This window comes from Croceicoccus sp. Ery15 (assembly GCF_020985305.1).
Classification (GTDB): Bacteria; Pseudomonadota; Alphaproteobacteria; order Sphingomonadales; family Sphingomonadaceae; genus Croceicoccus.
Map to the genome: position 1 here is coordinate 3,076,870 of NZ_CP087588.1, position 18,153 is coordinate 3,095,022.

General features: G+C 63.3%; 17 protein-coding genes. 7 read left to right on the top strand and 10 right to left on the bottom strand.

Annotated features, from left to right (window positions below):
* Positions 1-39 precede the first annotated feature (39 nt).
* Complete coding sequence (locus tag LOZ77_RS15150; RefSeq protein ID WP_230279810.1) at positions 40-654, bottom strand: LysE family translocator; 615 nt, start codon at positions 652-654, stop codon at positions 40-42.
* 24 nt (positions 655-678) lie between these two features.
* Here LOZ77_RS15150 and LOZ77_RS15155 point away from each other — a divergent pair, with 24 nt between their 5' ends.
* The 4 genes from LOZ77_RS15155 (at position 679) to LOZ77_RS15170 (ending at position 6,836) form a co-directional block, all read left to right on the top strand.
* A complete protein-coding gene (locus LOZ77_RS15155; protein WP_230279811.1) occupies positions 679-1,215 on the top strand; it encodes an Lrp/AsnC family transcriptional regulator in 537 nt (178 codons plus the stop codon).
* A 142-nt stretch (positions 1,216-1,357) separates the two neighbouring features.
* Positions 1,358-4,651, top strand: coding sequence for a DUF748 domain-containing protein (locus LOZ77_RS15160; protein WP_230279812.1), 3,294 nt, complete (start codon positions 1,358-1,360; stop codon positions 4,649-4,651).
* A 7-nt stretch (positions 4,652-4,658) separates the two neighbouring features.
* Positions 4,659-5,735: an LD-carboxypeptidase gene (locus LOZ77_RS15165; protein ID WP_230279813.1), complete on the top strand. Its 1,077-nt coding sequence runs from the start codon at positions 4,659-4,661 to the stop codon at positions 5,733-5,735.
* 69 nt (positions 5,736-5,804) lie between these two features.
* Positions 5,805-6,836: a patatin-like phospholipase family protein gene (locus LOZ77_RS15170; protein WP_230279814.1), complete on the top strand. Its 1,032-nt coding sequence runs from the start codon at positions 5,805-5,807 to the stop codon at positions 6,834-6,836.
* A gap of 44 nt (positions 6,837-6,880) precedes the next feature.
* Here LOZ77_RS15170 and LOZ77_RS15175 read toward each other — a convergent pair whose 3' ends face one another.
* Positions 6,881-7,060 carry a hypothetical protein gene (locus LOZ77_RS15175; RefSeq protein ID WP_230279815.1) on the bottom strand — a complete coding sequence of 60 codons (180 nt, stop codon included), beginning with the start codon at positions 7,058-7,060 and terminating at the stop codon, positions 6,881-6,883.
* A gap of 71 nt (positions 7,061-7,131) precedes the next feature.
* Here LOZ77_RS15175 and LOZ77_RS15180 point away from each other — a divergent pair, with 71 nt between their 5' ends.
* On the top strand, positions 7,132-8,613 hold the full coding sequence (locus LOZ77_RS15180; protein WP_230279816.1) for a site-specific DNA-methyltransferase: 1,482 nt from the start codon (positions 7,132-7,134) through the stop codon (positions 8,611-8,613).
* Positions 8,614-8,675: 62 nt separating this feature from the next.
* Here the strand turns inward: LOZ77_RS15180 and ribA are convergent, their stop codons facing one another.
* The 8 genes from ribA to LOZ77_RS15220 all read right to left on the bottom strand — a co-directional run bounded on the left by ribA (position 8,676) and on the right by LOZ77_RS15220 (position 15,142).
* Positions 8,676-9,749, bottom strand: a complete 1,074-nt coding sequence (ribA, locus tag LOZ77_RS15185) for a GTP cyclohydrolase II (RefSeq protein ID WP_230279817.1) — start codon at positions 9,747-9,749, stop codon at positions 8,676-8,678.
* Positions 9,750-9,756: 7 nt separating this feature from the next.
* The gene (xth, locus tag LOZ77_RS15190) at positions 9,757-10,551 is read right to left on the bottom strand and encodes an exodeoxyribonuclease III (protein WP_230279818.1); all 795 of its coding nucleotides are present in this window, start codon (positions 10,549-10,551) and stop codon (positions 9,757-9,759) included.
* A gap of 373 nt (positions 10,552-10,924) precedes the next feature.
* The gene (locus LOZ77_RS15195; protein WP_230279819.1) at positions 10,925-11,587 is read right to left on the bottom strand and encodes an outer-membrane lipoprotein carrier protein LolA; all 663 of its coding nucleotides are present in this window, start codon (positions 11,585-11,587) and stop codon (positions 10,925-10,927) included.
* Positions 11,588-11,742: 155 nt separating this feature from the next.
* Complete coding sequence (gene rpmG / locus LOZ77_RS15200) at positions 11,743-11,910, bottom strand: 50S ribosomal protein L33 (protein ID WP_066764720.1); 168 nt, start codon at positions 11,908-11,910, stop codon at positions 11,743-11,745.
* Positions 11,911-12,119: 209 nt separating this feature from the next.
* Positions 12,120-12,437, bottom strand: coding sequence for a hypothetical protein (locus tag LOZ77_RS15205; RefSeq protein WP_230279820.1), 318 nt, complete (start codon positions 12,435-12,437; stop codon positions 12,120-12,122).
* Between the two features lie 173 nt (positions 12,438-12,610).
* On the bottom strand, positions 12,611-12,862 hold the full coding sequence (locus tag LOZ77_RS15210; RefSeq protein WP_230279821.1) for a hypothetical protein: 252 nt from the start codon (positions 12,860-12,862) through the stop codon (positions 12,611-12,613).
* Positions 12,863-12,980: 118 nt separating this feature from the next.
* Positions 12,981-13,235 (bottom strand): GlsB/YeaQ/YmgE family stress response membrane protein, encoded by a 255-nt coding sequence (locus LOZ77_RS15215; RefSeq protein WP_230279822.1) that lies wholly within the window; start codon positions 13,233-13,235, stop codon positions 12,981-12,983.
* 62 nt (positions 13,236-13,297) lie between these two features.
* Positions 13,298-15,142: an ABC transporter transmembrane domain-containing protein gene (locus LOZ77_RS15220; RefSeq protein WP_370638022.1), complete on the bottom strand. Its 1,845-nt coding sequence runs from the start codon at positions 15,140-15,142 to the stop codon at positions 13,298-13,300.
* A gap of 238 nt (positions 15,143-15,380) precedes the next feature.
* Here LOZ77_RS15220 and LOZ77_RS15225 point away from each other — a divergent pair, with 238 nt between their 5' ends.
* Positions 15,381-16,625, top strand: a complete 1,245-nt coding sequence (locus tag LOZ77_RS15225) for a polyhydroxyalkanoate depolymerase (protein WP_230279823.1) — start codon at positions 15,381-15,383, stop codon at positions 16,623-16,625.
* Positions 16,626-16,807: 182 nt separating this feature from the next.
* Positions 16,808-18,016: a hypothetical protein gene (locus tag LOZ77_RS15230; RefSeq protein WP_230279824.1), complete on the top strand. Its 1,209-nt coding sequence runs from the start codon at positions 16,808-16,810 to the stop codon at positions 18,014-18,016.
* Positions 18,017-18,153 lie beyond the last annotated feature (137 nt).

The following is an 18,153-nucleotide window of genomic DNA, read 5'->3' on the forward strand; positions in this document are numbered from 1 at the left end:
GCATCAAGTCTGCTCTTCCGCCGGTCAAGTATGGCTTTCTCAAGACCATATCTTGTCGGCGGCAAGTGCAATGGCCAGAACGATCATGATTGCGCCCGAACACCGGCCGAAGACACGTGCGGCGTTCGGGCGGCTGCGAAGAACGGCACGCGAACCGAGGCCGACGAGGGCATACACCGCGCAGCAGTTCACGATATGGACAAAGCCCAGAACGCCAAGCTGCATGCCGACTGGCAAGACCGCGCCCAAGCTGGTGAATTGGGGTAATAAGGCAAGAAACAGTAACAATGCTTTCGGATTCAGCCCGCTGATGCCAAATCCGGTTGCGATCCGCTGCATGCCTGTCCGGCCATCGGATTGCGCTGGGGCCGGAACAGGTGGGTGCCGTAGCATGCCAATGCCGAGCCATATCAGGTAGCCCACGCCCAACGCCGTCAACGCTGCCATCAAGGATGGAGCCTGCGCCACCAATGCACCAACGCCTGCCGCGACCAAAATCGTGATTGCGACATAGCCCAGCATCAACCCCGATAACGCAGCGACAAGCGCGCGCTCCTTTAATCCGGATGCGATCACATAGGCCCAATCCGCCCCCGGCGTGGCAGCCAGCGCCAAGGAAACGACCCAAAACGACAGAAGAAGACCGATATTCATGCCTGCGTGCCACCTGACCAATTGATGGGCAATGGATTATCGTCGATCTCCGGCAAAGTGCTGCCTAATTTCTTCCATTGGGCAGACATTTTGGGTAGAAGTTTCTCGATGGACAGCTTTGACAGGAAGATTCTTTCGGCCCTTCAGGCCGACGGGCGGCTGACAATTACCGAACTGGCCGACCGCGTCGGTCTCAGCCTCTCTCCATGCCATCGCAGGTTAAGGCGGCTGGAACAGAACGGTTTGATTGCGGGATATCACGCGCGCCTCGCAGCACCGAAACTGGGGCTGAATTTTTCGGCTATCGTGTTTGCCACCGTGCGCAGCAGCCAGCATGACGAGCTGGAGTCTTTCGAACAGGCATTGCTGCGCGTTCCGGAAGTCATCACCGCACAGCGCCTGTTCGGAGATCCGGACTATATGCTGCATATTGTCTGCGCCGATCTGGGATCGTTTCAGCGGTTGTACGACGATCGCCTGGCAACCATGCCCAATGTGCAAAAGTTGACGTCGACACTCGTGATGAAGGACGTGATCAGGAACGGCCTTTTGCCACTGTGACATGCGTGGCGGGCCGTCGCCCGATCCGGCCCGCGCGCCATAGTGACAAATACCCCCTTTTCCCTAGGGACTTGCCCGATTGCGGTCGGGGTATCGACGGGCCTAATCTGCGGCGAACGGGCAACAGGCGGGGGCGGCGGGAATGAAAACTTGGGTGCGCAGGTCGGTCATCGCGCTGGCGTCGGTGGCGGCGCTGGTGGGGCTCTATGCGCTGGCGGGCTATTATCTGGTGCCGAAAATGGTCCGCAGCATGGCGACCGACTGGACGCAGGAGGAGCTGGGCAAGACACTGACGATGGGCGAAGTCGCCTTCGACCCCTTTACCCTAACGCTCGATATTGCCGATGCCGCCATTGCCGGGCCGACGAATGCGAACGGGGCAAAGCCCATGGTCGCGGCCAGCCATCTGCGCATCGACGCGCAGGCGTCCTCGCTGTTCACGGGCACCTATCACCTCAAGGAATTTACGGTCGAGGCACCCTATGCCGATGCGGTGCTTTATCCTGACGGCACGCTCAATCTGATAGAGCTGATGCCCGAAACCGATCCGGACGAACCGTTCCCCTCGCTGCGGATCGACCGTTTCACCATCGACCGCGGACATCTGGACTTTGCCGATCACAGCAAGACCGACAGGCCTGCCAAGGCGCTGAAGCCGATCAGCTTTACCCTGCTGGATTTCCAGACCGACAGCAGCGACGGCGGCCAGTTCAACTTCGATGCCAAAAGCGTGCGGGGAGAAGCGCTGGCATGGCGCGGCACGGCGTCCATGGCGCCCGTCGCGTCGAAAGGCGCGCTGACGCTTGACGATCTGCAGATGGAAACCGTCGCCAAGTTCTTTGGCGATTATCTGCCGGTGGGTCTGGATGCAGGCAGCGCCAGCCTTGCCCTGAATTACGATTTCGCCTTTCGCGACGGGGCAATGGCCGTGCGGGCCGATATGCCCGAAATCAGCCTGTCGGGAATGGAAATCAGCGGCAGGCCCGGCATGTTCAGCGGCGCGGTCGGCCTGGCCAGCGTGGAAACCTCTTTGCGTGGGATACGCTGGCAGGATGGCGGGATGACCGCGAAAGTGCCGATGGTCGCGGTAAAGGACCTGCGCGTCGCGGGACCGGGCGAAAGCGCGGATAATGCTGCCATCGCCGTGCCCGAATTGCGCGTGGCCGATATCGCCATCGACCAGCCCGCATCGCGCCTGACCATCGCCAGCCTTGTGATTGCCGAACCCAGCATGGCGGTCCGGCGCGAGGCGGATGGCTCGATCAGCCTGATGAAGATGATGCCCGCATCATTACCGCAAGCCGCACCCGCACCCGCAAATGACAATGGCGCGGCAGGCTGGACCGTCGAACTGGGCGAGGCACGGGTCGAAAATGCGCGCCTTGCGGTCGAGGATCGCGCCGTCTCTCCCGTCGCGCGGTTCAATGTCGCACCCGTCAATATCGCGGCGCGCGATCTGGGCAGCGATATGGCGCGCGCAGCCTCGGTCGAGCTCGACGGCAAGCTTGACGGGCGCACCGCCTTTCGCGCCAGCGGCAATGTGACCCCCGCGACGCTGGATGCCGATATCGATTTCCAGATGGCGGGCCTCTCGATCGATCAGCTGCGGCCCTATATGCCCGCGATGCAGGGGATGGAGGTGCGCAGCGCGCTGATGGGCGCGGCGGGCAAGATCCGCGTGGCGGGCGGCGATGCCACCAAGGCGCGGTTCAACGGCAGGATGCGGGTCGATAATCTGGCAGTCAACGATGCGGCATCGGGCGCGTCGCTGGTCGCATGGCGCAGCTTTGCGCTGAACGGCATGGATTATGCGCCCGGACGGCTGACCATCGCCAACGGCCTGCTGGTCGAGCCTGTGGGACGGGTCGAGATACTGGCCGACGGCACCTACAACTTTACCGGAGCTACCGGATTCGCGCCTGCCCCGACCGGCGCCGATGGCCCCACCGTTGGCGATGCCGCGATCGCCGAAGCGGAACCTGCCATTGCCGTGCCGCCCGCTATCGCAAAGCCCGAACAGGCCGGCGAAGGCGTATCGCTGGTCGAATTGCCCGCATCCAGTGCCACGGGCGAGAATTACCGTGTGGTCGACGGGCAAATCATGCCGCAAGTGGCAGGTTTTACGTCCGCGCCTGTGCCCGCATCGACACCCGCGCCGGTGAGGGCAGGCGGCGCATCGGCCATGCCCGATATGGATATCACCCTTAGGCGGCTGGACGTGCGCAACGGCACGGTGGGATTTGCGGACTATGCGATCGAGCCCAATTTTCAGGCACAGATCCAGTCGCTCTCCGGCTTGCTCACCAATATCACCACCAGTCCGGGCCAGCTGACGCAAGTGGATCTGGAAGGTTTCGTCGTCGACCGGTTCTCGCCCGCGACAATTGCGGGGACGATGGATGTGTTCGGCTATGACCGGCAAACAGACATGAACGTGGTGTTCCGCAATATCGAACTGCCTGTCTTCAATCCCTATTCGGGTCGCTATGCCGGCTATGCCATTGCGCGTGGCAAGCTGACGGCGGATTTCACCTATCATATCGAAAACCGTGCCTTGCAGGCCGAACATCTGGTTATCATCGATCAGCTGAAATGGGGCGATCCGACCGAAAGCCAGGAAAAGGCCCCGTTCCCCGTGCGGCTTGCCGCGTCGCTGCTGAAAGACAAGGACGGGGTGATCAAGCTGGACGTGCCGGTAAAGGGCACGCTGGACGACCCGACCTTCCGCGTCGGGCCGATCATCTGGCAGATCGTGGGCAATTTGATCGAAAAGGCGATCACCGCGCCCTTCCGTCTGCTGGGTTCGCTGTTCGCAGGGGCAGAGGATGCGAAAGTCGTCGATTTCGCGCCCGGCAACGCCGAACTGCCCGCCGCTTCGGGAGAGGCGATTGCCGCCCTGTCGAAAGCCATGGCGGACCGCGAGGAACTGCAGCTTGATATCCCCGCAGGCCCCGGCATTCGCGAGGATGCGGTCGCCATCGCGGACGAGCGGATCGATGCGCTGATGCTGGCCAAAGAGATCGAGGATGGCGAGGTGCCCGATCTTGCCAGCCTGTCGGTCGACAAGCGCTATGACCGGATGAAAAAGATCTACAAGGACCGCACCGGCACCAAGCCGGAGCCGCCCGATTTCGAAACCGGCCTGAAAGACGGCAGCATCCCCGCGCCAGTCGACGGTTCGGGCGAGGATGCGGGGGAGCTGGATGGCGGCAATGCGCGCAAATATCTGGAAACCGACTGGATGAGAGAGGAATTGCGCCCGTCCTTCATGCCGACCGACGCCGAACTGGACGAGTTGGGCATGGCCCGTGCCCGCGCGGTGCGCGATGCGTTGCTGGCCGACGGCACGGTCGCGCCCGAACGCGTGTTCACAAACACCGATCTGGCCGTTTCGGCGCATGAGGATTTTGCGCGGCTGGAATTGCAGATCAAGTGACGGGCCCTTGCGGCAGGCATGGCGGCCATCTGGCGCTGCGGGCGCGGCGTGCTATGGCGCGATGATGGCAAGCAGGCGGACGATCTTGGGGGCAGCGGCGGGAATGGCGCTGGGCGGCGGTTTCCCGGCTCTTGCGAAACCGGCCCGCCTGGCGACACGCCTGCCTCCGCGCTTGCGCACGGGCGATATTGTCGCGCTGGTCGAACCGGCCAGCCCGCTGGAGGACCCGTCGCAAATTGCCGAGGTGGCCGATATGGTCCGCGCCATGGGGCTGCGCCCGAAACTGGCGCCTCATGTCGGCGCGGTCGAAGGCTATCTGGCGGGCACCGACGATGAACGCGCATCCGACATCAATGCGATGATCGCCGATCCCGACGTGCGCGCCCTGTTCGCGGTGCGCGGCGGCTGGGGCAGTGCGCGTATCCTGCCGCTGATCGACTGGAACGCGGTGCGGGCCGATCCGAAACTGCTGATCGGCTTTTCCGACATCACCGGCCTGCATCTGGCCTTTGCCGCGCGCGCCGGTTTTCCCACGCTGCATGCCCCCAATGCGGGCGGTCGCTGGCCTGCGGATAGCTGGAACAGCCTGTGGTGGTTGGCCTTTGCCGGTTCGGCCCCCGTGCTGGATTTGCGGCGACATGGCGGCTGGCCGCACCCCGAGTTCGCAGTGCTGTCGGACGGGGTGGCACAGGGGCGGCTGCTGGGCGGCAATCTGTCGGTCCTGTCGGCGCTGATTGGCACGCCATGGATGCCCGACATGCGCGGCGCGGTACTGTTTCTGGAGGATGTGGGCGAGGCCCCCTATCGCATCGACCGGATGATGAGCCAGCTTGCGCTTTCGGGCATGCTGGCAGAGGTGGCGGGCGTGATATTCGGGCAGTGCACCAATTGCGCCGCGCGCACCGCCGACAGCGTCAGCGTGGCCGATGTGATGCGCCACCATCTGGGTGCGCTGGGCGTGCCGGTGTGCATCGGGGCCAATATCGGCCATGTGGCGAACCAGCTGAGCCTGCCGTCGGGCGCGCAAGTGCGCCTTGACGCGGGGCAGGGCACGCTGGCGATATTGCAGGCGATCGTCGCCTGACAGCGCGGCTGCCATTGCAACCGGCACCTTGCAAGCCTATGTTGCAGTGCAGCATAAACGGAGCCGCATATGCCCCACACGGTCCATCATCTCGACGTGGCGCTTCAGGGCGGCGGGGCGCATGGCGCGTTTACATGGGGCGTGCTCGATTTCCTGCTGGAACAAAAGAATATCCGCATCGGCGCGGTCAGCGGGGCCAGTGCGGGCGCGCTGAATGCCGCGGTGCTGGCGTCGGGGCTGGCCATCGGCGGTCCGGAAGAAGCCGGACGACGGCTGTGGGCGTTCTGGAAGGCGCTGAACCGTTCGGGCCGTGACGCGGGGCCGATGATCCCCATGGCCGAGGCATTCCCCTTTGCCTTTGAGGCAATGAGCGAATGGTGGACCGCGATGTTCAAGGACATATCGCTGCCCACATCGCCCGAATTGGGCCGTCCCGCGCAGGATATATTGCGCCGTCTGATCGATGAATTCGTCGATTTCGACGCGATCAGATCGAAAGGCGCGCCGCTGGTCTTCGTATCGGCCACCAATGCGCGCACCGGCGGGGCGCATATTTTCCGCAATGCCGATCTGTCGACCGATGCGCTGCTTGCCTCGGCCTGCCTTCCGCTGCTGTTTCCGCCGGTCCGGATCAATGGCGCGGATTACTGGGACGGCGGTTACAGTGCCAATCCGCCGATCATCCCGCTGGTGCAGGACAGCGCGAACGACGATCTGCTGCTGGTCACCATCAACCCGATCACGCGCGACACCACGCCGCACAGCCCCGCAGGGATCGCCAATCGCATTACCGAGCTGGGTTTCAACCAGACCCTGATCAAGGAATTGCGCGGGCTGGACCTGATGCAAAAGGCGGTTTTGCACCTGCGGCCCACGAATGGCCTGCTGGGCAGCCTGCAACGGCTGCGCATTCACGAGATTCACGATCAGCCTTTATTGGCGGGGATGGATCCGGAATCGAAACTGCTGCCGGTGTGGCGCATGCTGATCACCTTGCAATGCGCGGGTCGCCGCTCGGCCAAAGAATGGCTGCGCAAAAAGGGGCGGCAACTGGGTAAGGCCAGCACGGTGGACCTGACCGACCGTTACGGGCCTTCGTAAGGGTTAGCGGGGCGCCAGACCGGGGTCCGGCGCCCGTTATCGGCTCAGGCGGCTGCCTTCGCAGCATCCTGGGCTGCGATCTGGCGGGTTGCCCAAACCGAAGCGGCGAAGCTGACGCCGGTGCCGACGATGGCCATTGCGGTGATCATTACGGTTCTCCTGGTTGCGGCCCGATTGGCGGACCCGGTGAGAATATGGCGGCGAATGGTTAAAATTTTGGCCATTCGCGTTGCGCGGGGGTCAAAAGCTGTCCCTCGCTTGACCGTGCAGGGCGCGATGGGCACCCCTTTTCCCTATGCGGGAACAGGCGGACAGGCAGGACGAAACGCAGGCATTTCTGGCCGGCCTGCCGCAGCCTGCCGCCAGCCGCGGGCAGGATGTGTCGCTGGAATGGAAAGGGCGCGGCCAATGGCTTGAAGGGGGGCTTGGCCACGACGATCGGGCTGCCCCGCGCCTCTACCGCGATCCTGTGCGCGAGCCGCAGGAAGTCGCCCGCCTGCTATCGCCCAAGCTGCTGACGGATTTCGCCCGATGGGACGGCGGCGACATGCCGCAGCCCTGCACGCATCTGGATCTGAACGACAATCTGCTGGTTCAGGGCGAAAACCTGCAAGTCCTTGCCACGTTGCGCCACCGTTATCGCGGCAGGGTTACGCTGATCTATATCGACCCGCCCTATAACACGGCCAGCGGGTCCTTTGCCTATAACGACCGGTTCACGCGGGCCGACTGGCTGGGCTTCATGCGCGCCCGCCTGCTGTTCGCGCGCGACCTGCTGGCACCCGACGGCAGCATCTATGTGAACATCGATTTCAACGAGGCGCATTATCTGAAAGTGCTGATGGACGAAGTGTTCGGCCCGGCCAATTTCCAGCGCGAAATTATCTGGCGCATCGGCTGGCTTTCCGGCTTCAAGACGCGGGCACAAAATTTCATCCGCAATCACGACACGATCCTGTTCTACAGCCAAGACGCGCAGCGGATGAAGTTCAACAAGGCCTATCTGGGCCCCGACGATTTCGCCCCGCGCTTCAAACCGGCAGAGGCGGCGCAGCTGTCATCGCTGCTGGAGGGTGAGGGCCTGGCCAAAACCGCCGTGCGCCGCGTGATGAAAGCCGCGCAAACCATCGGCCTGCCCGCCCGCTATCCGGTCGAGGATGTGTGGAACGCCAGCAATTACGACCGGCTGAATTCGGTCGCCATCACATCCTATGCGGGCGAAAGCGTGTCGAAACTGCTGGGCACACCCGATGTGAAGGGCCAGAAGTCCGAAGCACTGCTGAAACGCATTATCGAGGCCTCGACCGATCCGGGCGATATCGTGCTGGATTTCTTCGCCGGATCGGGCAGCACCGCCGCCGCCGCGCACAAGCTCGGCCGCCGCTGGATTGGTGTGGAGCAGATGGGTTACGCGGGCACCATCACGCTGGAACGCATGAAGAAAGTGGTCGCGGGCGACAATGTCGGCATCTCGAAACGCACCGGCTGGAAAGGTGGCGGCTCGTTCGTGTTCTGCCGACTGGCCGACTGGCGCGACCGCGTGGCGGAGCAGGGTTTAGCCAGACGTGCGCGCGATCTGGGCTGGCTGCTCCATGATGGCCAGGGCGGTCTGTGGGACTGGGCGGCGTTCGACACGCTGCCCGTCGCACAAAGGCGCGCGGCGCTGTCCTTGGCGCTGGCGGCCAATGCCATGCCGGTGGACTTCGCATTCGCGGACGATACCGAACTGGCATTGCCGCCCGCCGAACGCGCGATCAACGCGGCGTTGCAGGGCTAGGGGCTTGGCAGATGGGGAGGATCGATTGATGCACCGCCGTCTCAAGGCTTTGATCGAAGCACCTACAGCAGATGCCCTGTCCGGTCGCGCTTGGTGTCGAGATAGCGGGCGTTGTGCGGGTTCGCGGGCAAGGCATGGGGCACGCGTTCGGCCACCTCGACACCCAGCGCGGCCAGCGTGTCGACCTTCATCGGGTTGTTCGTCAATAATCTGATCCGCCGCACACCCAAAAGGTCCAGCATGCGCGCCGCCACGGGAAAATCGCGCGCGTCGGTGGGCAGGCCCAGCCGGTTATTGGCATCGACCGTGTCGAACCCCTGATCCTGCAGGCGATAGGCGCGCAGCTTGTTGATCAGGCCAATCCCGCGCCCTTCCTGCCGCAGATAGAGCAGCACGCCCCAGCCGCCTTGCGCCGATTCCTCTGCCATGGCGGCCAGCGCGGCATCCAATTGCGGGCCGCAATCGCACTTCAGGCTGCCCAGCACATCGCCCGTCAGGCATTCGCTGTGCAGCCGGACCAGTGGCACGCGTTCGGCGTTCTGCCTGCCGATCACCAGCGCTACATGTTCGCGCAGATCGTCGGGCGCCCGAAAGGCGACGATCTCCGCCTGTTCGGCCGCATGGGTGGGCAGATGGGCGCGGGCCTGCACGGTCAGGCGGGCCGGATCCTCGAACGCGGCGATGTCGCTGGCGCTCAGCTCCACCGCTTCGCCCGCAGGCTCGGGCGCGACCAGAAAGGCAGGCAATATGCCCGCGATGCGCGCCAGCGCCATGGCGGCCTTTGCGGCCTCGCCCGATTGAAGCGGCTCGGCGCGAAACGGGCCCGACAGCGGATTGGCCAGATCGCGCGAGGGATCGGCCAGTTCGCGCGCACCCTGCAGCGTGAAGGGCTCTGCCGCGCGGATCAGCGCGGGCGCATCGGGAACGGCGGCGTCTTTCTGGTTGATCAGCTTGAGAGTCGCCGCCCGCGCGGCCGAGATCAGCAATCGCCCCGCCGCCGTGTCGCCCGCGTCATGCCCCGTTTCCGCAGGCATCAGCAGCAATGCGCCATCCCCGCCCGCGATCCGCACCGGCCAGCCATGGCGCAGCGCATCCACTGCCTGCGCCGTCCGGCGAGAGGGAGAGGGAGCACTCATCGCGGCATCAAAGCTCGAAGCTGGTGATCAGCGGAATATGGTCCGACGGGCGCTCCCAATCGCGGCAATCCAGCAGCACGCGATGATCGCGCGCCTGCGCCGCCAGATCGGGCGAGGCCCACATGTGATCCAGCCGCCGCCCGCGGTTGGACGCCTTCCAGTCCTTGTTGCGATAGCTCCACCAGCTATAGCTCTTTTCCTCGGGCGCGACATATTCGCGGCCGATGTCGACCCAGCCGTGGGCATTCCTGAAACGGTCCAGCGCCTCGACCTCTATGGGCGTATGACTGACAACTTTCAGCAGTGCCTTGTGGCTCCACACGTCATGTTCCAGCGGGGCGACGTTGAAATCGCCGACGATCAGGCTGGGACGGTCCACCGTGTCGGCCCAGAACGCCATGCGTTCAAGGAAGTCGAGCTTCTGGCCGAACTTGGGATTGATCTCGCGGTCGGGCTCGTCGCCGCCAGCCGGAATATACACATTCTCCAGCAGCAGCCCCTTGCCGGCGCCGCCGATCTCTACGCCGACATGCCGCGCCTCGCCATTGTCCTGCCAGTCGTGCCGGGTCAGTTCGGCCAAAGGCAGTTTCGAAACGGTGGCGACACCGTGATAGCCCTTTTGCCCGTGCACCGCGCGGTGGGTATAGCCAAGGCGTTCGAAGGCGGCATGTGGGAACAGATGTTCGGCCACCTTGATCTCCTGCAGGCACAACACGTCGGGTTGCTGCTCTGTCAGAAAACGCTCGACCTGATCGAGGCGGAGGCGGACGGAATTGATGTTCCAGGTTGCGATGGTGACCATGCAGCGGGCCATAGGGCCTTCGCCAGCAAAGTCCAATCGTGCAGTTGCACCGCTTACCCTGAGATAGGTTTGGGCACGATGGAGCGAGTGATTGTCACAAGACCGACACCGTTGTCATGCAAGGGAACCGGACATGCAAAACCCCCGACCCGGGGGCATTGGGTCGGGGGTTGCCATTCGCGTTCGTCACGCTCGGCAAGATGCGGTTTGTTGGGACGGGCAACAGGGGGGAAACCCGATTCCCTCGCATCTTGCTCGGTAATTTCTACGCCCGAACGCCTGTCGATTAGATGAACGAAGCTGTTAGGGAAAGGGCCGTTCGTCCCTATACCCGCACAATTGACCGTTAATTAGCCCTAAAGAGCCTTAATGGTCAGCGTTTCTGCCTCGGACGGACATCCTTGAATGCAAAAGTGCCGTCGCTGACGGGGATTCCATAGCGCTGGTTGTCAAGAAAGATCTTGGTGATCTTGTTTTGGGAATCAACCGAGACCCAACTTTCCAGTTCCAGCCCGCCGGGGGCCGATGCGTTCTTGTTGAAGATCAGGGTAATCGTCCCGTATTCGGGATGCTTGGGATCCTTGACCTGCACGCTGATCAGATCGGGATGGCGCACCGGCATCAGCCTGCCATAGCGCATCACATCCTTGTCAGGGTCAAGCAGGGCGCCCAGCGGACTGTTGCTGATTGGCCAGACCTGCTTTTGCCGGACTTCGTAATCCAGCATGGTCAGCCGCGAACCGTCGGAGACGATCAGGACGGGGACGTCCTTTTGATATTCGAAGCGGATCTTGCCGGGGCGCTTCAGTACCATCTTGCCGGTCAGCTGCTGACCGTTGCGGTCGACCTGCACGAAATCCGCGCTCATCGTCTTGATGGCGCGAAGCGCTGCGACGGCGCGGGCCAGATCGTCCTGTGCCTGTGAGGCAGAGCTGGCGGTGGCGGGTGCTGCTGGAAAGGCCAGCGCGGCGGGCATGGCCAGCGAAGCAGCGGCAGCAAGGGCGAGCGTGCGCCCGGGGCGAGCGTTTGAAAACATTGCGGAAATCATCCCGGTGTCATGACGTGTCGCCATTGAACCCGTGGTGAACCGGCGGGTTCCGGAATTCCGTCCGATTTTTCCGGCAACGAATGGCCCGAAAAATACCCGAAGACAGGAGCGCGGGCCGGCGACAGGGCCGCCCGCGCGCAAGATCACTTGATCTTGGCTTCCTTGAATTCGACGTGCTTGCGAACGACGGGGTCGTACTTACGCTGCACCATCTTCTCGGTCATGTTGCGCGGGTTCTTCTTGGTCACATAGAAGAAGCCGGTATCGGCGGTGGAGACCAGCCGGATCTTGACAGTTGCGGGCTTCGCCATGGCGTATTCCTAAATATCCTAATGCGGGCAGCACCAATTGGCGTTACCGCGCGGTGTTCCGGTTCAAGTCTGAGAATCGATTCTCGTGGCAGTGCGGTTGCGGTAATCCGTCGGAATCACCGGCAGGCCTTGCCAAAGCGTGGGGGCCTTTGCTGGAATTGGCGGCGCAAGTCAAGCTCTGCGCCGCATTCGGGCATTGGGCGCGGCGATTAGCGGCCCCTTCGGCCCAGTACCACACCCGCAATCACGCCCAGCACGGCGGCCACGCCCGCTCCGCCATAGAGCCAGCCCTTGCGCGCCTTGCGCAATCGCGTCAGCGCGGCCTCATCCAGATAGAAGCCGCCTTCCGCCCCGCGAATCACGCCATCGGCGCGCATGGCATCGAAACGGTCGGCCTCGATCGGGTCGGTCGGCACGATATCGACGGCCTTGTCGGGCGACGTCGCCTGGAACGAGCGATAGCGGGACGCGACGACTTCTTCCATCTCGCGCTCGCCCCGTGCGATTTCCGCGACATTGCTGCTCATGCTGAACTCTCCCGAAACTGGACCGGCCTGAACCGTGCAGGCTCCTGCCCATCAAGCATTCGCAAGCCGCTTTGTTCCGGCGGCATCGCAATAACGACATGAAAGCCGGAGCAACCAATGCAAAACGGCGCCGGATCGCTCCGGCGCCGCTGGAAAGTGCGAAACGCGCGCTCTTATTGCGGAGCAGCGTCCATTTCGTCGGCCGCGTCTTCCATCGCGTCCTTCGTTTCTTCGCCCTGCTCTTCGATGGCGTCGGCCTGCTCGTCGGTGATCATGCCGGCATCTTCCATCGCATCGGCCTCGGCTTCAGCCTGCTCGTCAATCGCTTCGGCCTGGTCTTCCATGGCGTTCTCTGCCGGGCTGTCACAGGCGGCGAGAGCAAGGCCAAGAGCGGCGGTGCTGGCGATAGCAATGATCTTCTTCATGGTCTGTCCCCTTGAAAGGTTTCGGATTTTGTCGGTTGGCGGCCTTGGCCGTTGAACCTGACAATGAATCGGGATGGCGAAAGGTTCCGTCACCCCGACAGAAAAATTGTTATGCCCGTTAGCGGACGGTGCCGCGACGGAACAGGTTGACGATCGCCAGCAGGACGACTGCCCCCAGGAACGAGAACAGCAGTGCCGTCAGGTTAAAGCCGTTCAGAATGGTGTTCCCACCGGCCACCAGACCGGCCAGAAGCGCGCCGGCGATGCCGACGACCACATTCAGCAGGATACCCTGCTGTGCGTCGGTGCGCATGACGATGCTGGCAAGCCAGCCGATGATGCCGCCGACGATGATCATGATAATAATGCCCATCGTGAATTCCTCTTGATTGCGTTTGCCAAGGAAACGAGGGGCTGCCGGATTTGGTTCCGCCGTTACGCGTCCTGTTCGAACTGCAATGCGGCCAGACCGGCATAAAGGCCGCCACGCTCGACCAGCTGGGCATGGGTGCCATGTTCGACGATGGCGCCGTGTTCCATCACCACGATCCGGTCCGCCGCGCGCACGGTGGCCAGCCGGTGCGCGATGACCAGCGTGGTGCGCCCTTTCATCAGCGTTTCCAGCGCGCCTTGCACCAGTCTCTCGCTCTGCGCGTCAAGCGCGCTGGTGGCTTCGTCCAGCAGCAGCAGCGGGGCATCGCGCAGCAGGGCGCGGGCAATGGCGACACGCTGGCGCTGCCCGCCCGAAAGCCGCGCGCCGCCTTCGCCGATGAACGTGTCCAGCCCGTCGGGCAAAGCGCGCAGGAACTGTTCGGCATTGGCGGCGCGGGCGGCTTCCCAGATGGCCTCGTCGCTTGAATCCCATGCGCCATAGCGCAGATTGTCACGCGCGCTCGCAGCGAACAGCACGCTTTCCTGCGGGACAAGGGCAAGGCGGTGGCGAATGTCTTCGGGATCGGCGCGGGTCAGGTCGATCCCGTCCACCCGCACGCTGCCCGCCTGCGGGTCATAGAAACGGGCGATCAGCTGAAACAGAGTCGATTTGCCTGCGCCCGACGGGCCGACGATGGCCACGGTCTCGCCCGGCTCTACCGTCAGCGAGAAATCGTCGAGTGCCTTGTCGTCGGGCCGTGTGGGATAGCGGAAGGTGACATTCTGGAACGCGACCGATCCGCGCGGCGGGAAGGGCAGCGCTTGCGGACGGGCGGGGGCTGCAATGGCGGGCCGGGTCGCCAGCAATTCGCCCAGCCGCTGCGCCGCGCCCGCCGCGCGCAGCAGATCGCCGTAAACCTCTGCCAAAGAGCCGAATGCGCCGCCGACAAGGCCCGCCGTAATGACGAAAGCCGCAATCGTGCCGCCGGTGATATGCCCAGCCTGCACGTCCAGCGCGCCGCGCCACATCAGCGCGACCAGCGCACCCAGCACCAGCCCCATGGCCAGCGCCGTCAGCAATGCGCGCATGAAGATGCGCTTTTTCGCGGTTTCGAACGACCGCTCTACCGCACCGCCGAACCGTTGCGCCTCGCGCTTTTCCTGATTGAAGACCTGCACGATGCGGATGCCGCCCAGCACTTCGCTGACCATCGCGCCCAGATCGGCGATGCGGTCCTGGCTCGACCGTGACAACAGGCGTACGCGGCGGCCCATGAGCACCAGCGGGATGACCACGGCGGGAATCGCCAGCAGCAGCCACACGGTCAGCTTCGGGGCGAGAAAGAACATATAGATCGTGCCGCCGATCGCCGTCAGCGCGTTGCGCAGCGCGACCGAAATGGTCGAGCCGACCACCTGTTCGATAATCGCGGTGTCCGACGTCATGCGTGAAGAGATTTCACGCGGATTGTTCTCTTCGTAAAACGACGGAGGCAGGGTGACGAGATTGTCGTAAACCCGCAGCCGCAGATCCGCGACAACGCGTTCGGACAGCCACGAGACGAGGAAGAACCGGAACGCGGTGCCGATGGCCAGCACCAGCACGAGGATCAGCAGATACTGGAACCAGCGCGTGATCTCCCCCTCGCCAAAGCCGCGGTCGATTACCAGCTTGAAGCCCGACGGAATCGCAAGCGTCGCCGCCGATGTGGTCAAAAGCGCCAAAGCCGCGCCGATCATGTGCCCCGGATAGCGCCCTGCCGCGCCGATCAGCATCCATAATGGCCCCATCGAACGCGCGGGCTTGGCATTGTGGCCGTGCGCGGCACTTTCGTCGGCCCCGCCCGTCGATGGCGGTGATTCGCTTGCGGGTCCGGTGGCTGGAGTCAGGCTGGTCGGCTCGGTCATGACAGCCGCCTAGAGGAAAGCGTGCCCCGATTGAAGCGGGTTAAATGGCTGATCCCCGTGCAATCTGTACCCGCCCTGCCTATATCCGGAACCGTGGGCGGGATTGCTGCATTGCAACGAACGCCCGTAACGATCTAAACAGGGGCAATATCGCCCGCATCTGGCGGACGGAATGGCCGGTTTTGCTGCAACGGCAACAAGACAGTTTGCAAGCGGCTGAAGGCAAGGAGAATCGCACGTGCTCTATTCGCTTTACGAGATTCAGCAGGCCTGGCGCACTTCGGCTACCGCGATGGCGTCGGTCACCGCCGAATGGCTGAATAATCCCAAGAATCCAATGGGTACGATGGGGTTCGGACCGACTGTCTCGTCCGCGTTGGAAGTGTTCGCCCATGCTGCCGAACCGCGCGGCAAGCCCGCATTCGGCATCGGGTCGGTGCAGGTGGGCGGCAACACCCACGAAGTGACCGAGGCCGATGTGCTTCACAAGCCATTCGGCAATTTGAAGCGCTTTACTCACTCCGGTTTGCCCGCCGACCGGCCCAAAGTGCTGATCGTCGCGCCGATGAGCGGGCATTATGCCACGCTTCTGCGCGGGACGGTCGAGCGTATGCTGCATAATGCAGAGGTTTATATTACCGATTGGGCCGACGCGAAGATGGTGCCCATGGCCGACGGGCTGTTCGATCTGGACGATTACATCGACTATATTATCGAGTTTCTGGAGCATATCGGCCCCGGCGCGCATATGGTGGCAGTGTGTCAGCCATCGGTGCCTGCCTTTGCGGCGACGGCGGTGATGGCGGACGACGGCAATCCCTGTCGCCCCGCCACGCTGACCATGATGGGCGGCCCGATCGACACGCGCGAAGGCCCGACCGAAGTGAACGAGATGGCGGTCAACCGCCCGATGCACTGGTTCAAGCAATATCTGATCCAGACCGTGCCTATGCATTATCCCGGCGCGGGCCGAAAGGTCTATCCCGGCTTCCTGCAGCTGTCGGGTTTCATGTCGATGAACCTCAGCAACCATATGATGAGCCAGTACGGCCTGTTCAAACATCTGGTGGCGGGCGACGGCGAAAGCGCCGATGCGACCAAGACCTTTTATGACGAATATCTGTCGGTCTGCGACATGACGGCGGAATTCTACCTTCAGACCGTGAACGCGGTGTTCAAGGAATATCTGCTGCCGCGCGGCCTGCTGACCCATCGGGGCAAGACCGTCGATCTGGGCAAGATCACTGACACTGCGATCCTGTGCGTAGAGGGCGAGCGCGACGATATTTCTGGCGTGGGCCAGACCAAGGCAGCATTAGAGCTTACGCCCGGCCTGCCCGATGCGCTGAAGAAATATCATCTGCATCCCGGCGTCGGCCATTACGGCATCTTCAACGGGTCGAAATGGCGCGGCAAGATCGCGCCCGTGGTCGAAAAATGGATGGCCGATCACGCGCGCGCCAAATTGCAGGCTGTCGCCTAGGATCCCGGTCATTCGCCGCTATTGCGGTTACCGCTCGCCCGAGAGGGCGTATTCACCTTTGTTTGCAGCTATTTGCGCCCTGAAATCAGGGGGGCGGGCCGCCCGCGATCTTATGCCGGCGTTTACCCTTTCCGTTTAAGATGCCTTCGCGCACCGCGGTGCATGATGGATGAATGAACGGAATGACTCGCATAATTGCTTTCGTATTGCGTGCCGGCGGTGCCGTCGGCGGGGCCTTTGCCGGATTGCAAATGCCGCCCGAAATCCTGACCAGCCTTTTGGCCAGCGCAGGCCTTGGGCCAGAGGCGGGGGTGACGGCGGGCATCGCCACTATCGCGCTTTGCGTATTGGGCGGCGTTTTCGGCTTGCTGCTGGGTTCGGCCGTTTCGGGCATTTTGCCCGAAGGCGCGAACGACCCAGTCGGCACGCGCGAGGAAGCTGCTGCATCGGTGCCGCGTTTGCGCCGCCATCTGGGTGAGAATAACGGCATGCCCAAACGCGGCGGATCTCCGCTTGAGCGTTTGTCCGCGCCGCCTGCGGGGCAGCAATTGCCCAAGCATGACCTGAGCCATATTCCGCCCGCACCCAAGGATGATGAGATCAGCTTCGACCGGATTCCGAACACCGGCTTTTATGCCGATATCGAATCGCCGGTGCAGTTTGAGGACGATGGCGAGGATCTCGCCCGCTTTGCCGCCGCGCATGACGAATCGCCTGTCCGCCCCGCGCCCGATGCCGACAATGGCTGGGGTGACGAGGATGCAGGATGGGATATGCCCGATGCCGCAAGCGAACAGCCCGCCGAAGGGCCGGTCGAACGCGAAGCGGTCGAATCCGAAGCGGTCGATTCCGAACCGGTCGAGCCGGAAGCATTCGAGGAAGAGCCGGTCGCGGAGAGCGAGGAGCAGCCCGCAGGTTTTGAGCCGGAGCCTGCCGCCTTTGCCCGGCCCGAACCCGTTTTCGAGCCCGGTGTCGAAGCCGCACCAGAACCGGTGCAATGGCAGCAGCCCGAACCCAAGCCTCAGTCGGTGCGTGAACCGGCGCATGCGCGCGTACAGCCGCTGCATCGCGATACCGGCCATGATGGCCACAGTGCACCGCGTTTCGCGCCGGGCCTGACCGGCGGCATGGATGCCGACTGGTTCGCGGGCGAAGCGGACGAGGAAGAGGATGCCGACGACGACGGCGCGGGTTATGGCTCGCTGATGGCGATCGGACTTGGCAAAACGCATCAGCCGCGTCCCAATGCGCCCACGCACCGGCTGGGCGAGGCGAATCTGTCGCCCATGCCCTTGCTCGACGCCAGCCGCGAACATCGGCCGATACCGAACGGCGCCGGTCCGCAGGATTTCCGCCTGCGCGAGGCTTTGCAGGAGCTGAAGCGGGTCTGAACTGCCGTTCCGGCCTTGCCGGAAATCGGCGGAATCCTGCGATTCAACGCCTTGCAGATCAAAGATTTCCGTCAGCAGAGTTGCAAAGACAGCTTCCTGTCGTCATTGGGATCAAACGCGCAATAACTGCGCCTCTC

Coding starts and splice junctions, on each gene's coding strand:
- LOZ77_RS15150 (WP_230279810.1), bottom strand. CDS start 654: ATGAATATCGGTCTTCTTCTGTCGTTTTGGGTCGTTTCCTTGGCGCTG.
- LOZ77_RS15155 (WP_230279811.1), top strand. CDS start 679: ATGGGCAATGGATTATCGTCGATCTCCGGCAAAGTGCTGCCTAATTTC.
- LOZ77_RS15160 (WP_230279812.1), top strand. CDS start 1,358: ATGAAAACTTGGGTGCGCAGGTCGGTCATCGCGCTGGCGTCGGTGGCG.
- LOZ77_RS15170 (WP_230279814.1), top strand. CDS start 5,805: ATGCCCCACACGGTCCATCATCTCGACGTGGCGCTTCAGGGCGGCGGG.
- LOZ77_RS15175 (WP_230279815.1), bottom strand. CDS start 7,060: ATGGCCAAAATTTTAACCATTCGCCGCCATATTCTCACCGGGTCCGCC.
- LOZ77_RS15180 (WP_230279816.1), top strand. CDS start 7,132: ATGCGGGAACAGGCGGACAGGCAGGACGAAACGCAGGCATTTCTGGCC.
- ribA (WP_230279817.1), bottom strand. CDS start 9,749: ATGAGTGCTCCCTCTCCCTCTCGCCGGACGGCGCAGGCAGTGGATGCG.
- xth (WP_230279818.1), bottom strand. CDS start 10,551: ATGGTCACCATCGCAACCTGGAACATCAATTCCGTCCGCCTCCGCCTC.
- LOZ77_RS15195 (WP_230279819.1), bottom strand. CDS start 11,587: ATGTTTTCAAACGCTCGCCCCGGGCGCACGCTCGCCCTTGCTGCCGCT.
- rpmG (WP_066764720.1), bottom strand. CDS start 11,910: ATGGCGAAGCCCGCAACTGTCAAGATCCGGCTGGTCTCCACCGCCGAT.
- LOZ77_RS15205 (WP_230279820.1), bottom strand. CDS start 12,437: ATGAGCAGCAATGTCGCGGAAATCGCACGGGGCGAGCGCGAGATGGAA.
- LOZ77_RS15210 (WP_230279821.1), bottom strand. CDS start 12,862: ATGAAGAAGATCATTGCTATCGCCAGCACCGCCGCTCTTGGCCTTGCT.
- LOZ77_RS15215 (WP_230279822.1), bottom strand. CDS start 13,235: ATGGGCATTATTATCATGATCATCGTCGGCGGCATCATCGGCTGGCTT.
- LOZ77_RS15220 (WP_370638022.1), bottom strand. CDS start 15,142: ATGACCGAGCCGACCAGCCTGACTCCAGCCACCGGACCCGCAAGCGAA.
- LOZ77_RS15230 (WP_230279824.1), top strand. CDS start 16,808: ATGACTCGCATAATTGCTTTCGTATTGCGTGCCGGCGGTGCCGTCGGC.